Genomic DNA, 12,949 nt, shown 5'->3' with positions numbered 1-12,949 from the left:
ACTTGCTCGGCCCCGGAATGCGGGGGACGGCCATCCGGGTTGCACTCCTTGCAGGGCGCCGCGCGCGCTCCCGCAGCCATGCCGTCCGGCGTGCCGCCCCACCGGCACCGCCCAGCCCGCCGTCCGCGCGATCCGAGCGAGAGGAACTGCTCACCTTGAGCCAGTACGTGTCCCGCCTCGGCGGCAGCATCAGCGGCCGCATCGCCGCCGCCCGCGGCGCCCGCCAGGACGCGCCCCGCCTGCGCCTCCCGGCCGTCGGCCACCACCGCAAGCCCCGCCGGGTGGCCATGCTCAGCGTGCACACCTCCCCGCTGCACCAGCCCGGCACCGGCGACGCCGGCGGCATGAACGTCTACATCGTGGAGCTGGCCCGCCGCCTCGCCGCCATCAACATCGAGGTGGAGATCTTCACCCGGTCCACCACCGGCGGCCTGCCGCCGGCCGTCGAGCTCGCCCCCGGGGTCCTCGTCCGGCACGTGGACGCGGGACCGTACGAGGGCCTCGCCAAGGAGGAGCTGCCCGCCCAGCTGTGCGCCTTCACCCACGGCGTCATGCAGGCCTGGGCCGGCCACCGCCCCGGCTACTACGACCTCGTCCACTCCCACTACTGGCTCTCCGGCCACGTGGGCTGGCTCGCCGCCGAACGCTGGGGCGTCCCCCTCGTCCACGCCATGCACACCATGGCCAAGGTCAAGAACGCCGCGCTCGCCGAGGGGGACACCCCCGAGCCGGCCGCCCGCGTCATCGGCGAGACCCAGATCGTCGCCGCCGCCGACCGGCTGATCGCCAACACCGCCGAAGAGGCCGACGAGCTCGTCCGCCACTACGACGCCGACCCCGGCAAGGTCGCCGTCGTCCATCCGGGCGTGAACCTCGACCGCTTCACCACCGGCGACGGCCGCGCCGCCGCCCGCGCCCGGCTCGGCCTGCCCCAGGACGCCGTGATCCCGCTCTTCGCGGGCCGCATCCAGCCCCTCAAGGCCCCCGACATCCTGCTGCGCGCCGTCGCCGAGCTCGTCGACCGCGACCCCGCCCTGCGCGGCCGCCTCTTCGTCCCCGTCGTCGGCGGGCCCAGCGGCAGCGGCCTCGCCAAGCCGGAGGGGCTGCAGAAACTCGCCGCGAAGCTCGGCATCACCGACCTCGTCCACTTCCACCCGCCGGTGGCCCAGGACCAGCTCGCCGACTGGTTCCGGGCGGCGTCCGTGCTGGTCATGCCCTCGTACAACGAGTCCTTCGGACTGGTCGCCATCGAGGCCCAGGCCACGGGCACCCCCGTCCTCGCCGCGGCCGTCGGCGGACTCCCCGTCGCCGTCGACGACGGGGTCACGGGCCTCCTCGTCCCCGGCCACGACCCCGTCGACTACGCCCGCGCGCTGCGTCGCTTCGTCGACGAACCCGGCCTCACGACCCGCATGGGCGCCGCCGCCGCCCGGCACGCGCAGCACTTCGGCTGGGACACCGCCGCCAGCGCCACCGCCGACGTGTACACCGCGGCGATGCATGATCACCGCCGTCGCGTACGCTCCCACCATGGCTGACACCGCCGCGATCATCGAGTCCACGCTGGCCGGCGCCGAGCTGGGATGGGAGTGCCCCCGGCCCGGCACGTACGTCGTCCAGCTCCCCGGCACCCGCAAGCTGAGCACCACCTGCTCCCTGCGGATCGGCCGCCACTCGCTGTCGCTGAACGCCTTCGTGATCCGCCACCCCGACGAGAACGAGGCGGGCGTCCACCGCTGGCTGCTGGAACGCAACCTCAAGCTGTACGGCATGGCGTACGCCGTCGACCCGCTCGGCGACGTCTACCTCACGGCGAGGCTCCCCCTGTCCGCGGTCACCCCGGACGACCTGGACCGCCTCCTCGGCACGGTCCTGGAGGCGGCGGACGGTGCGTTCAACACCCTCCTGGAACTGGGCTTCGCGAGCGCGATCCGACGCGAGTACGAATGGCGCACGTCCCGCGGCGAGCCCACCCACAACCTGGACGCCTTCAAGCACCTCACCCGCCCGGATTCCGGCCCCGCGGGCACCTGAGGCAGGGAGGTCCGGGCGGACCGCAGCGAGCACCGCCCGGCGGCACCCCCGCGCACCCGCCCCGCCCCGCGCCCACCGGCCGGCTAGGCCTCGGCCGGAGCCGCCGCCGGAGCCGCGGCGGAGCCGGCGGCGGCGCCCCCCGCGGCGCCCGCTCCCGGAAGCCCCCGCATCAGGACCGCGTACCCCCCGGCCGCCACCGTCCCCAGGACACCGGTCGCCGCCCACAGCCACCCGGCCCCCCACCGGTCGATGACGAGCCCGGCCATCAGCGGAGCCACCAGCGAGGCCACCGACCAGGACATCGTGTACATCCCCTGGTACCGCCCGCGCCCGTGCACCGGCGACAGCTGCACCACCAGCCCCATCTGCGTCGGCGAGTTCACGATCTCCGCCAGCGTCCACACGCACACCGTCAGCGCGTACGCCCACAGCGACCCCGCGAACGCCGTCATCGCGAACCCGTACCCCGCCAGCAGCGCCGAGGCCACCAGCAGCCGCCGCGGGTCACGCCGCTCGATGAACCGCGTCACCGGCAGCTGGAGCACCACGATCAGCACCCCGTTCGCGGCGATCACCAGCCCGTACTCCCCGGGCGAGAACCCGGCCGCGCCCATCGCCACCGGCAGACCCACCGAGCCCTGCGTGAAGATCAGCGAGATCAGGAACGACAGCCCCACGACCCCCATGAACCGCCCGTCCCGCAGCACGGTCCCCAGCCCGACCTCGGCCCCCGCCCCCGCCTGCGCCGACGAGCCCCCCGCGCCCGGCTCCGGCCGCGACTCCGGGAGCTTCGCGAACACCAGCACCGCGCACAGCAGCGTCAGCGCCGCCTCGCCCAGGAACCCGGCCAGGTAGCTGTACTCGGCGACCACCCCCGCCACCACCGAGCTGACCGCGAAGCCCAGGTTGATGGCCCAGTAGTTCAGCGCGAAGGCCCGTACCCGGTCCTCCGGCCGGACGATGTCGGCCATCATCGCCTGGACCGCGGGACGGGAGGCGTTCGAGGCCATCCCGACCAGCAGCGCCACCGCCGCGATCGCCACCGGGTGCTCCATGAACCCCAGCAGCGCCACCGCCCCGGCCGTCGCGACCTGCGCCACCAGCATCGTCGGCCGCCGCCCCAGCCGGTCGGCCATCACCCCCGCGCCCAACGAGGACATCACTCCGCCCAGCCCGTGCAGGGCGGCCACGAGTCCCGCGAAGGAGGCCGAATAGCCCCGCTCCAGAGTCAGGTAGAGGGCCATGAACGTGGCGACGAAGGCCCCGAGCCGGTTGACGAGCGTGCTCGCCCACAACCACCAGAACGCGCGTGGCAGACCCGAGACGCTCGCCCGGGCGGAACGACTCAGACGGGCAACGGACATAAGGAATCCCCCGGGCGATGTAAGTGTCACTGATCCGCCCGGCACGTTACGAGAGGGGCCCGCCGACCCGCCACTCAATTGACGCCGACCGTCAATCGGACCGCGCCGGGACCGCGCGCGAGCGCCCCCGGCCGTCCACTAGGCTCGTACGCATGGCCGACGCACCGTACAAGCTGATCCTCCTCCGCCACGGCGAGAGCGAATGGAACGCGAAGAACCTGTTCACCGGCTGGGTGGACGTCAACCTCAACGAGAAGGGCGAGAAGGAGGCGGTCCGCGGCGGTGAGCTGCTCAAGGACGCCGGCCTGCTCCCCGACGTCGTGCACACCTCCCTCCAGAAGCGCGCCATCCGCACCGCGCAGCTGGCCCTGGAGGCCGCCGACCGCCACTGGATCCCCGTCCACCGCTCCTGGCGCCTGAACGAGCGCCACTACGGCGCCCTCCAGGGCAAGGACAAGGCCCAGACCCTCGCCGAGTTCGGCGAGGAGCAGTTCATGCTGTGGCGCCGCTCGTACGACACCCCGCCGCCGGCCCTTGAGGACGGCACAGAGTTCTCCCAGTCCGCGGACCCGCGCTACGCCTCCATCCCGCCGGAGCTGCGCCCGCGCACCGAGTGCCTCAAGGACGTCGTCGTCCGCATGCTCCCGTACTGGTACGACGCGATCGTCCCGGACCTCCTGGACGGCCACACCGTCCTGGTCGCCGCGCACGGCAACTCCCTGCGCGCCCTGGTCAAGCACCTGGACGGCATCTCCGACGCCGACATCGCGGGCCTGAACATCCCGACCGGCATCCCGCTCTCCTACGAGCTCGACGCCGACTTCAAGCCCCTCACCCCGGGCGGCACCTACCTCGACCCCGAGGCCGCCGCGGCCGCGATCGAGGCCGTCAAGAACCAGGGCAAGAAGAAGTAGGTTCTGCGATCACGCCTCCCACCTGCGCATACGGCGCCGGTGGGGGGCGTTTTCGTGGGCCGGTTCAGAGGTGGACGGACGAGGAGCCGCAGGCGTCGCAGGCGGGGGTGCCGGCCGCGTCGGGTGCGACGGCGGGCAAGGCCATCCGGGGTGGTCTCGTCTCCTCGACGTGCAGGGACAGGATGTCCTCGAAGCGTTGCTGACGGCGCAGCTCGCGGGCGTCCAGTTGGTGCAGTCGGCCAACGCCCGACGAGGTCCAGGCGGTGACGCCCGTGCCCAGGACCGAGCAGATCAGTGCGAACCACACGAGGGTGTCTGTCACTGCGGTTCCTCTCCGGTGGAGGTGATCAGGGGGGGCGCTGCGGCCCCCGGCGACACCTCGTCATAACGCCCGGGCATATGCCCGGTTGCGCGGCGTCAGCCGTTTGCCCCCGCCCGCACCCTGTGGCCCGGCGTAGTCCGGGGGCGGGACCCGGGGGCGCGCGTGCGGGAGCGGGCGCCGTGGTGCGGCTCAGTGCGCGGCGTGCCCCGGTGGGCCGATCATGTGACCGCAGTGGGCGGAACCGGGGGTGGTGAGCGCGTAAACCGATCGAGCCCGATCGAACCGATCGGGCTCCTCCTTCCCCGCTTCGAGCTGGCGAAATCGCTGCCCCAACCGGGTGCGCGGCGGCGTCCGAACGGGTGGCCGACGACCGTAGAACCGATAAAAGGCACTGGTCAACCCTGCTTTACTTCGCCACCATCACCTGGACGGAGCACACCCTCGCCGGTATCCGGAGCGTTGGGTGGACTATGACAAGAGCACAGCACACGGCAATGTTTCCGGGGGGCGCACAGAACGACGTGCGCGACGGTCACGGCGGGGCCGCGAAAGTGGGGAAGTGGACGTACACGCCCGTCCCGGCGGGCTCGGCCCCGGAGCGGGGCGCGACCCTCCGGTGCGAGGGGCTGGAGGTCGACCTCCAGTACTCGTCCTCGGTCCTGGAGGATTTCCTGGACGTGGTGGGCCGGATCCAGACCGAGTTCAACCGCAGGTCGCAGGAGGCCGCACCGTTCAGGACAGCGGCCGGCGGCGAGTGCTCCGGGCGGATGTTCCGTGAATGAGCAGTACGGCCATTACGCCCCGCAGCAGGAGCCCACCACGTTCTGGCAGGAGCCGGACCAGGAGCACCACACCGCCTACGGCCGGCCGTTCTTCGGCCTCGGCGAGACGACCGCGTCCTGGGACCCGTCCGAGGAGCTGGCCCATCTCTGCCGGGAGGCCATGGTGCCGGGTCGGGCGGAGCCGCTCGACCAGGTCGTCTACGGCGAGACCGGTGAGACCGTCAGCGGAGCCGGCCTCGCCTCCGGCCTCACCTCGGGGCTGAGTCAGGGCCTCACCCCCGGCCCGGCCGGCGGGGGGTTCGCGCCGGGGACCGGCCGACCGCCGCGTGCCCCGGCCCCGGGCGGGCACCGCCGGGGGAGCCGGGCGAAGACGCCGGTGGTGGCCCTCCTGTGGACCGGCAGCCTCTGCACCGCCGTCCTGGTCGCCGTCATCGCCGCCGTGGTCAGCATCTTCAGCGGCCTGGCCATCTGCGAGGCCCTGCGCCACAGCGCCGGACCCCGCACGGCACACGACGTGGCCAGCTGGTGGCCCCTGCTGATCTACGGGCCCTGGATGGTCGCCTCCCTGTCCATCCTGCGGGCCGCCCTGCACCAGCGCCGGGCCGTGCACTCCTGGTCGATCGTCCTGCTGTTCTCCACCCTGGCCACACTGCTGTGCGTCGCCCAGGCGCCGAGAACCCTCGCCGCGGAGGCGGCGGCCACCCTTCCGCCCATCGCCGCGCTGGCCTGCTTCCAGCAACTCGTCCGGCAGATCACCCTGACCCGCCCGCCCCGGCAGACCGCCGCCCGGCACCGCACCGGCCGGTCCGCGCAGCTGCGGCCGCCGGCCACGGCGAGCAGCCCGGGCACCGTGCTCCCCGACTACTCGGTACGGGACCGGAGGGAATCCCTCCGTGCCTCCACCGGCTACCGCTTCCGCTACGGCTCATGAGGGTCGCGCGCGCCGGGCCGGCGCCGCGAACCGATAAGCGCAGCGGAACGCGCGGGCCGAGCGGGCCGAACGGGAGGGATAAGCGCCGGGCGGGGGAGAGGTCCTGCGGCCGGCCGGCGCGCCCGGGGGGGCGGGGCGGTGCCACAGGGGTCCGCGACGACGGCTCGGCAGAGCACGGCGGCGCCGGCACTCGACGCAACGAGGTCGAGCGTCGCCAACTTCTCGGACACCTCGGGCCTTCCCGGACTTCAACAAACGTGATCACGTGCATCTCAGGAACGAAGATCGAAACCCATAGGTCACGGGCTGCGCGCAGTCTCAGCCCTACGGGTCTCCCGCGCTGACCCACCACCGCTGACCCGGCCCCGGGGCCCCTGCCCCACCGGGCCCCGGCCCGCCGGGTCCGCGGCGCGACGCGCTCCATCCACCCCACGCAGCAGACCGAGAGGGCGACACCATGGTCCACGAGTTCACCCATGCCGAACGCATCCGGTACAAGCGGCGCCAGGACGCCGCCTACCAGGCCGGTGAGGAAGCCGTCGCGAACCTCCAGGCCGCCCTCGCGCTCGCCGGGCTGGTCCTTCCGTCGTTGTGCAACGACGGGCCCCTGGGCTGTCGGGGCTTCGTCCGGCTCGGGGGGTGCAGCGTCGCCCTCGCCAACCGGCTGGCCGAGGTCATCGCCGCGGGCGCCCGTGCCCTGGAAGGCGGGCAGGAATGAGCCCCGCGGCCGGACCGGAGACGTCGGGCAGGTGACCGGTCCGGAGGAGGCCGCATGAACGCGTGGCAGACCGACCCCTACCGTCTCCCCGGCTTACGGGGCCTGCCGAACGAGGAGGAAGCCGGCGCCGGGCTCCCCCCGAGCCCCCTGTCCGTCCCCCTCCCCGCCCCGGACCGCCGCCCGGACGCCCCCGACACCGCGGAGCGCCGGCGCCGGCGCCTCGACCTGCACGCGTCCCTGACCGTCGCGGGCGTCGCGCCGCGCGCCGGCGACCTGCACGCCATCGAGGTGCTCTCGCTGGTCGACGACACCACCTTCGCGGCCCTCCTGCGATGGATCACCGGCACCCCCTGAGCGGGCTCCGATCGGCCCCCGGGTCCCCGTCGCCCGTCCGTGCGGTCCATCGCAGGCAGTACGGCACGAAAATATGCCCGCCCATGGCCTGACCAGCCACGACGGGCCGCAGGCGTACGTCCGCGCAACTCCGCGTTGGGCCGAACAGGTGGTGCTCGCCCCGCGGGTGCACGGCCCGTTCGGCCGCGTATGCACAATGCGTTCTGTCGATGTCGACCGTGGGGGTGAGTAGCCTGCGCGTGTTCTTGAGCTGGAGGTAGACCGCCCATGGCGGCGAACGGACAACCGACGGTCAGGAGGCGCCGTCTGGGTGCCGAGCTCCGGCAGCTCCGGAAGGCCGCGGGCATGACCTCGACGCAGGCCGCACGCCACCTGCTGGTCTCCCAGTCCAAGATCAGCCTCATCGAGACCGGCCGCCGCCCCATCAACCCGCGGGACGTGCGCGACCTCTGCCGGCTCTACGGGGTCACCGACCAGGACGTCGTCGACGCGCTGATGCGGGCGGCGAAGGAATCGGGCCAGCAGGGCTGGTGGGTCTCCTGCGGCGACGTCCCCTACGGCGTCTACATCGGACTGGAGACGGGTGCCTCCTCCATCCACACCTACGAGCCGCTGGTGCTCCCCGGACTGCTGCAGACCCGGGCCTACGCGGCCGCGCTCATCGCCGAAACGGTCCCTCGTATCACGGACGAACAGGCCGCCGTCAGCCTGGAGATCCGGCTCCGGCGCCAGCACCGGGCGCACCACCCCGCCCGCCCGTTCCGCTTATGGGCGGTCCTGGACGAATCCGCACTGCACCGCGTGGTCGGAGACCGCGAGACCATGCGCGAACAACTGGAGCACCTGAACACCCTCGGCGCCCAGCCGCACATCACCGTGCAGGTCCTGCCCCACACCGCTGGAGCCCACGCCGGGCTCCTGGGGCAGTTCTCCATCCTCGGGTTCCCCGACTCCGACGCGGGAGTCGTCTACCTGGAACGCTTCACCAGCGACCTCTACCTGGAGAAGTACGCCGACCGGTACCCGTACCACATCATGTACGACCACCTCCAGGCACAGGCGCTCAACCCGGAGGACACCCGGCACTTCATCAACGACCTCATCAAGTCGTTCCAGGCCACTCCGGGCCGTCCTCCGGGCCGCTCCGCCGTCGGCCTCGCCGTGTGAGGCGGTACGCGAGAGGGCCCCGTCCGGTGCTTCGGACGGGGCCCTCGTGCTCGTGCGGGCGGCGGGGCCCGTCAGCCGCCGCACTGGCAGGGGGCGCCGGACTGGCAGCCGCAGCCGCAGCCGGAACCGCAGCCGCAGGCGGCGAGCAGGGGGAGGCGCAGGGGCTCCGGACGGGGCGGCTGCTCCTGCTCCGGGGTGATGGGGACGGGGGAATCGGGCATGGATCCTCCTCGCAGGCGGCGTACGGGACGTCGTAGTGCCTTCGCCTCATTCATGCCCAGCCTCACCGGCGCGTCAACGGCGCATCGGGGTCCGCAGGGGCGCGGAACGCCCGAACGCTCAGACGCCGTCCACCTGCGTCGGCTGCTGGAGCTCGTCCGCGTGCTCACCCGTCACCAGGTACACCACGCGCTTGGCCACCGACACCGCGTGGTCGGCGAACCGCTCGTAGTAGCGGCCCAGCAGGGTCACGTCCACGGCCGTCTCGATGCCGTGCTTCCAGCGGTCGTCCATCAGGTGCTGGAAGAGGGTGCGGTGCAGCTGGTCCATCTCGTCGTCGTCCTGCTCCAGCTGGAGCGCCAGGTCCACGTCCTTGGTGATGATGACCTCGGCCGCCTTCGCCATCAGGCGCTGCGCCAGCTGCCCCATCTCCAGGATCGTGGCGTGCAGGTCCCGCGGCACCGCGCGGTCCGGGAAGCGCAGCCGGGCCAGCTTCGCCACGTGCTGCGCCAGGTCGCCGGAGCGCTCCAGGTCGGCGCTCATGCGCAGCGAGGTGACGACGATGCGCAGGTCGGTCGCGACGGGCTGCTGGCGCGCCAGCAGGGCGATGGCGCGGGCCTCCAGGTCGTGCTGGAGGTCGTCGACCTTCTGGTCGGCGGCGATGACGCTCTCGGCGAGCTTCAGGTCGGCGTCCAGCATGGAGGTCGTGGCCCGTCCGATCGCGGAACCGACGAGCCGGGCCATCTCGACGAGGCTCTCTCCGATCGAGTCCAGTTCCTCGTGGTACGCGTCGCGCATGTGTCCTTCTCCTGCCTGCTTGCCTACTGCTCGCTGCTACTACTGCCGTGGACTCTCGTGCCCCACGTTGACACGGTCGGCCGCCAACGCGTCCTGCTCCGGCATCACAAATGAATCAACACCGTCGCCAGGGTGAACTCTGGGCGACGACTGTTCGAGCTGCCACCCGAACGGCTGTGGAAGTGTCCTACCCCCTGCTTAACCTGGACACATGGACGTGAACGCGGCGGTCGCCGCAGCTGCGGCGATCGCCGGTCTCTGTACCGGTGTCATCGCCATGCTGGCGTTCCGCTGGAGCGAGCGCGACCAGGCCCGCCCCACGAGGAGCTCCATGCGCCCCGACATCAACGCGGTGCTCCCACCCGGTGTGGACACGGTGCTCTCCGTACTCCGCTCCTCCGCCGTCGTCCTCGACGAGGGCGACGCGGTGGTCAAGGCCAGCTCGGCGGCTTACGCCCTGGGCCTGGTCCGCGGCGGGAAGCTCGCCGTGGAGCCCATGCTCCACATGGCCCGTGACACCCGCCGGGACGGAGAGATACGCCAGATCGAGCTCGACCTGCCCCGGCGCGGGACCGGCCGCGGCGAGGCCCTCGCGGTCTCCGCCCGCGTCGCCCCGCTGGGCTCCCGCCTGGTGCTCCTGCTCGTCGAGGACCTCACCGAGGCCCGCCGCATCGAAGCGGTGCGCCGCGACTTCGTCGCGAACGTCTCGCACGAGCTGAAGACCCCGGTGGGTGCGATCTCCCTGCTCTCCGAGGCGGTGATGGACGCCGCGGACGACCCCGAGGCGGTCAGCCGCTTCGCGGGCCGCATGCAGATCGAGGCCACCCGTCTGATCAACCTCGTACAGGAGCTCATCGACCTCTCCCGGGTGCAGAACGACGACCCGCTGGAGGACGCCGAGCCGGTACGGGTGGACACGCTGGTGGCGGAGGCCATCGACCGCTGCCGCCACACGGCCACCTCCAAGCAGATCACCATGGCCTCCGGAGGCACGGCCGACCTGCGGGTGTGGGGCAACCGCGGCCAGCTGGCCGCGGCCCTCGGCAACCTGGTGGAGAACGCCGTCAACTACAGCCCGGCCCGTACCCGCGTCGGCATCGCCGCCCGCCGGGTGACCGCGCCGGGCGGGGACCTGATCGAGATAGCCGTGACCGACCAGGGCATCGGCATCCCCGAGAAGGACCGCGAACGCATCTTCGAGCGCTTCTACCGGGTGGACCCGGCCCGCTCCCGCGCCACCGGCGGAACCGGCCTGGGCCTCGCGATTGTGAAGCACGTGGCGGCCTCGCACGGCGGCGAGGTCTCCGTGTGGAGCTCCGAGGGCCAGGGCTCCACGTTCACCCTGCGACTTCCCGAGGCGGCCGCCCCGGCCCCGGCGTCCACCCCGGGCCCCACGGGCCCGGCGGACCCGGCCGCGGCTCCCGTCCGACCCCTGCCCGACCCAGAACCAGTCGTCCCCTCCCCGGAGGTCCTTCCGTGACCCGAGTGCTCGTCGTCGAGGATGAGGAATCCTTCAGCGACGCCCTGTCCTACATGCTCCGCAAGGAAGGCTTCGAGGTCGCCATCGCCGCGACGGGGCCCGACGGGCTCGACGAGTTCGAGCGCAACGGCGCCGACCTCGTCCTCCTGGACCTGATGCTGCCCGGCCTGCCGGGCACCGAGGTCTGCCGACAGCTGCGCGGCCGCTCCAACGTCCCCGTGATCATGGTGACCGCCAAGGACAGCGAGATCGACAAGGTCGTCGGGCTGGAGATAGGAGCCGACGACTACGTCACCAAGCCCTTCTCCTCCCGCGAGCTGGTCGCCCGCATCCGCGCGGTCCTGCGCCGCCGCGGCGAGCCCGAGGAGGTCACCCCGGCGGCCCTGGAGGCCGGTCCGGTACGGATGGACGTGGACCGGCACGTGGTCACCGTCGGCGGGGCCAAGGTGGACCTGCCGCTCAAGGAGTTCGACCTGCTGGAGATGCTGCTGCGCAACGCGGGCCGTGTGCTGACCCGCATGCAGCTGATCGACCGGGTGTGGGGCGCGGACTACGTCGGCGACACCAAGACCCTCGACGTGCACGTCAAGCGACTGCGCGCCAAGATCGAGCCGGACCCGGGCGCCCCGCGCTACCTGGTCACGGTCCGCGGCCTCGGCTACAAGTTCGAGCCGTAGGCCCTCCGGCCGGGACACGGGGAAGGGGCCCCGGCCGCGATGCGGCTGGGGCCCCTTCTTCGTGTCCGGTGGCGCCGGGCGGCGGCGTCGTGCTCCCGCGCCGCCCCGCGCGCCCCGCGTCAGTGGCCGGCGCTGTGCGACGGCGAGGCCGCGGGGGAGCCCGACGGGGAGGCGGAGGCGGCGCCCGAAGGGGAGGGGGAGCCGGAGGGGCTGCCCGACGGGGAGGCGGAGGCCGAGCCCGACGCGGCCGGGGTCGCGCCCGCGGCGGGGGCCTCGGTGGGGCCGTAGGCCGCGTACATGCCGTTGGCCGGGACGACGTAGGCGTCCAGCTTCACGTCGCCGGCGTTGCTGAGCTGGAAGGTCATCTCCTGGACGTTGCCGTTCTGGACGGCCTCGCGGCCGCCGTCGACGACGGCGGAGGCGTTGCCCTTGCCGCCGAGGACCACGGAACCGCCGGCGGGAACGGTGATCTTGCCGGAGCCCTCGGCGCCCTTCAGCGTCACCTTGGACTTGCCACCCGCCAGGGTGATCGCGTCCAGGGTCTGGTCCTTGGTGCCGGCGTTGAAGAGGGTCGCCGAGACGGAGGCCGGACCCTTCTTCTCCTTGTCGCCCTTGGTGATCACCAGGGCGTTCTGGATCTTGATGTCGCCCTTGGTGACGGCGGCGTTGTCCGGCTTGATCTGGAGAGTCTGCGCGTCGTTGCCCGCGCCGCACGCGGCAAGCGAGGCGAGCGAGAACACTACGGCGGAAGCGGCGAGGGCGCCGCGTCGAAGGCTGCGGCTCACGGCGGCGGCAACTCCTTGGACGTACGGACGGGACGGTGGGCTCTCGGAGCGGCCGAGGTAAAGCCGCCCTAAGGGTGTGTCAGCGGGCTTAGGTTACCGAGCCGCCACCCCGCCCCCGCACCCGACCCTCCGCAGCGCGCGCACGGCGCCGCGCCCGCGCGCGATCTTGCATTCCGCTATCCCGGCGGAGGCTCCCCGGGTGATCGAATTCAGGCATTCCCTCGAACGCCGGTCCGTGATCAATTCGGGATTGGGCCGGAACCGCTCCGTACGGGTGGCCGCCAGTCGAACGGAGTACTTCGTTTTCCTGCCCCGGAACCCGGCAAAACGGGACGTACGTCACACTGGTGGGTGCACCCGCCAGGTGTAACGTGGTCGTTTCGCCCGGTCCGCACAGCGCCTCC

At 72.6% G+C, this 12,949-nt stretch carries 15 protein-coding genes; 10 read left to right on the top strand and 5 right to left on the bottom strand.

Annotation, left to right across the window (positions count from 1 at the left end):
• The first annotated feature begins 155 nt into the window (after positions 1–155).
• Positions 156–1,538, top strand: coding sequence for a D-inositol-3-phosphate glycosyltransferase (gene mshA, locus WDV06_RS00585; protein ID WP_395507565.1), 1,383 nt, complete (start codon positions 156–158; stop codon positions 1,536–1,538).
• On the top strand, positions 1,531–2,034 hold the full coding sequence (locus tag WDV06_RS00580) for a type III secretion system chaperone family protein (RefSeq protein ID WP_395507564.1): 504 nt from the start codon (positions 1,531–1,533) through the stop codon (positions 2,032–2,034). The genes mshA and WDV06_RS00580 overlap by 8 nt, the downstream gene beginning before the upstream one ends.
• A gap of 83 nt (positions 2,035–2,117) precedes the next feature.
• Here the strand turns inward: WDV06_RS00580 and WDV06_RS00575 are convergent, their stop codons facing one another.
• Positions 2,118–3,398, bottom strand: coding sequence for an MDR family MFS transporter (locus WDV06_RS00575; protein ID WP_395507563.1), 1,281 nt, complete (start codon positions 3,396–3,398; stop codon positions 2,118–2,120).
• 152 nt (positions 3,399–3,550) lie between these two features.
• Here WDV06_RS00575 and WDV06_RS00570 point away from each other — a divergent pair, with 152 nt between their 5' ends.
• Entirely contained in the window at positions 3,551–4,312 is a 762-nt protein-coding gene (locus tag WDV06_RS00570; protein ID WP_395507562.1) for a phosphoglyceromutase, read from the top strand.
• A 64-nt stretch (positions 4,313–4,376) separates the two neighbouring features.
• On the opposite strand, the gene WDV06_RS00565 is transcribed toward WDV06_RS00570, so the two are convergent.
• A complete protein-coding gene (locus tag WDV06_RS00565; protein WP_395507561.1) occupies positions 4,377–4,634 on the bottom strand; it encodes a hypothetical protein in 258 nt (85 codons plus the stop codon).
• A 551-nt stretch (positions 4,635–5,185) separates the two neighbouring features.
• Here WDV06_RS00565 and WDV06_RS00560 point away from each other — a divergent pair.
• From WDV06_RS00560 to WDV06_RS00540, 5 genes are all read left to right on the top strand, one after another.
• The gene (locus WDV06_RS00560) at positions 5,186–5,416 is read left to right on the top strand and encodes a hypothetical protein (RefSeq protein ID WP_395507560.1); all 231 of its coding nucleotides are present in this window, start codon (positions 5,186–5,188) and stop codon (positions 5,414–5,416) included.
• Positions 5,409–6,347, top strand: a complete 939-nt coding sequence (locus WDV06_RS00555; RefSeq protein ID WP_395507559.1) for a hypothetical protein — start codon at positions 5,409–5,411, stop codon at positions 6,345–6,347. Before WDV06_RS00560 ends, WDV06_RS00555 begins: the two co-directional genes overlap by 8 nt.
• Before the next feature lie 457 nt (positions 6,348–6,804).
• Positions 6,805–7,065, top strand: a complete 261-nt coding sequence (locus WDV06_RS00550) for a hypothetical protein (protein ID WP_395507558.1) — start codon at positions 6,805–6,807, stop codon at positions 7,063–7,065.
• 54 nt (positions 7,066–7,119) lie between these two features.
• Positions 7,120–7,419, top strand: a complete 300-nt coding sequence (locus WDV06_RS00545; protein ID WP_395507557.1) for a hypothetical protein — start codon at positions 7,120–7,122, stop codon at positions 7,417–7,419.
• Between the two features lie 267 nt (positions 7,420–7,686).
• Positions 7,687–8,586 (top strand): helix-turn-helix domain-containing protein, encoded by a 900-nt coding sequence (locus WDV06_RS00540; RefSeq protein ID WP_395507556.1) that lies wholly within the window; start codon positions 7,687–7,689, stop codon positions 8,584–8,586.
• A gap of 71 nt (positions 8,587–8,657) precedes the next feature.
• On the opposite strand, the gene WDV06_RS00535 is transcribed toward WDV06_RS00540, so the two are convergent.
• On the bottom strand, positions 8,658–8,807 hold the full coding sequence (locus tag WDV06_RS00535; protein WP_167344738.1) for a hypothetical protein: 150 nt from the start codon (positions 8,805–8,807) through the stop codon (positions 8,658–8,660).
• Between the two features lie 118 nt (positions 8,808–8,925).
• Positions 8,926–9,603 carry a phosphate signaling complex protein PhoU gene (gene phoU / locus WDV06_RS00530; protein WP_042813786.1) on the bottom strand — a complete coding sequence of 226 codons (678 nt, stop codon included), beginning with the start codon at positions 9,601–9,603 and terminating at the stop codon, positions 8,926–8,928.
• A gap of 211 nt (positions 9,604–9,814) precedes the next feature.
• On the opposite strand from phoU, the gene WDV06_RS00525 reads away from it, so the two are divergent.
• Both WDV06_RS00525 and WDV06_RS00520 read left to right on the top strand, forming a co-directional pair.
• Complete coding sequence (locus WDV06_RS00525) at positions 9,815–11,083, top strand: two-component system sensor histidine kinase PhoR (protein ID WP_395507555.1); 1,269 nt, start codon at positions 9,815–9,817, stop codon at positions 11,081–11,083.
• On the top strand, positions 11,080–11,760 hold the full coding sequence (locus WDV06_RS00520; protein WP_042813788.1) for a two-component system response regulator PhoP: 681 nt from the start codon (positions 11,080–11,082) through the stop codon (positions 11,758–11,760). The genes WDV06_RS00525 and WDV06_RS00520 overlap by 4 nt, the downstream gene beginning before the upstream one ends.
• Before the next feature lie 119 nt (positions 11,761–11,879).
• Here WDV06_RS00520 and WDV06_RS00515 read toward each other — a convergent pair whose 3' ends face one another.
• Positions 11,880–12,545, bottom strand: a complete 666-nt coding sequence (locus WDV06_RS00515) for a DUF461 domain-containing protein (protein ID WP_395507554.1) — start codon at positions 12,543–12,545, stop codon at positions 11,880–11,882.
• Between the last annotated feature and the right edge of the window lie 404 nt (positions 12,546–12,949).

Origin of the sequence: Streptomyces racemochromogenes (assembly GCF_044129415.1) — a bacterium.
GTDB classification, from domain to species: Bacteria; Actinomycetota; Actinomycetes; order Streptomycetales; family Streptomycetaceae; genus Streptomyces; species Streptomyces racemochromogenes_A.
The sequence above is the reverse complement of the archived record's forward strand: the minus strand, read 5'-3'. Positions and strand labels throughout refer to the sequence as shown.

What these genes read in the sequence shown, in the direction of transcription:
- WDV06_RS00570 (WP_395507562.1), top strand. Translation starts at nt 3,551, where the DNA reads ATGGCCGACGCACCGTACAAGCTGATCCTCCTCCGCCACGGCGAGAGC.
- WDV06_RS00580 (WP_395507564.1), top strand. Translation starts at nt 1,531, where the DNA reads ATGGCTGACACCGCCGCGATCATCGAGTCCACGCTGGCCGGCGCCGAG.
- WDV06_RS00535 (WP_167344738.1), bottom strand. Translation starts at nt 8,807, where the DNA reads ATGCCCGATTCCCCCGTCCCCATCACCCCGGAGCAGGAGCAGCCGCCC.
- WDV06_RS00575 (WP_395507563.1), bottom strand. Translation starts at nt 3,398, where the DNA reads ATGTCCGTTGCCCGTCTGAGTCGTTCCGCCCGGGCGAGCGTCTCGGGT.
- phoU (WP_042813786.1), bottom strand. Translation starts at nt 9,603, where the DNA reads ATGCGCGACGCGTACCACGAGGAACTGGACTCGATCGGAGAGAGCCTC.
- WDV06_RS00545 (WP_395507557.1), top strand. Translation starts at nt 7,120, where the DNA reads ATGAACGCGTGGCAGACCGACCCCTACCGTCTCCCCGGCTTACGGGGC.
- WDV06_RS00550 (WP_395507558.1), top strand. Translation starts at nt 6,805, where the DNA reads ATGGTCCACGAGTTCACCCATGCCGAACGCATCCGGTACAAGCGGCGC.
- WDV06_RS00525 (WP_395507555.1), top strand. Translation starts at nt 9,815, where the DNA reads ATGGACGTGAACGCGGCGGTCGCCGCAGCTGCGGCGATCGCCGGTCTC.
- WDV06_RS00540 (WP_395507556.1), top strand. Translation starts at nt 7,687, where the DNA reads ATGGCGGCGAACGGACAACCGACGGTCAGGAGGCGCCGTCTGGGTGCC.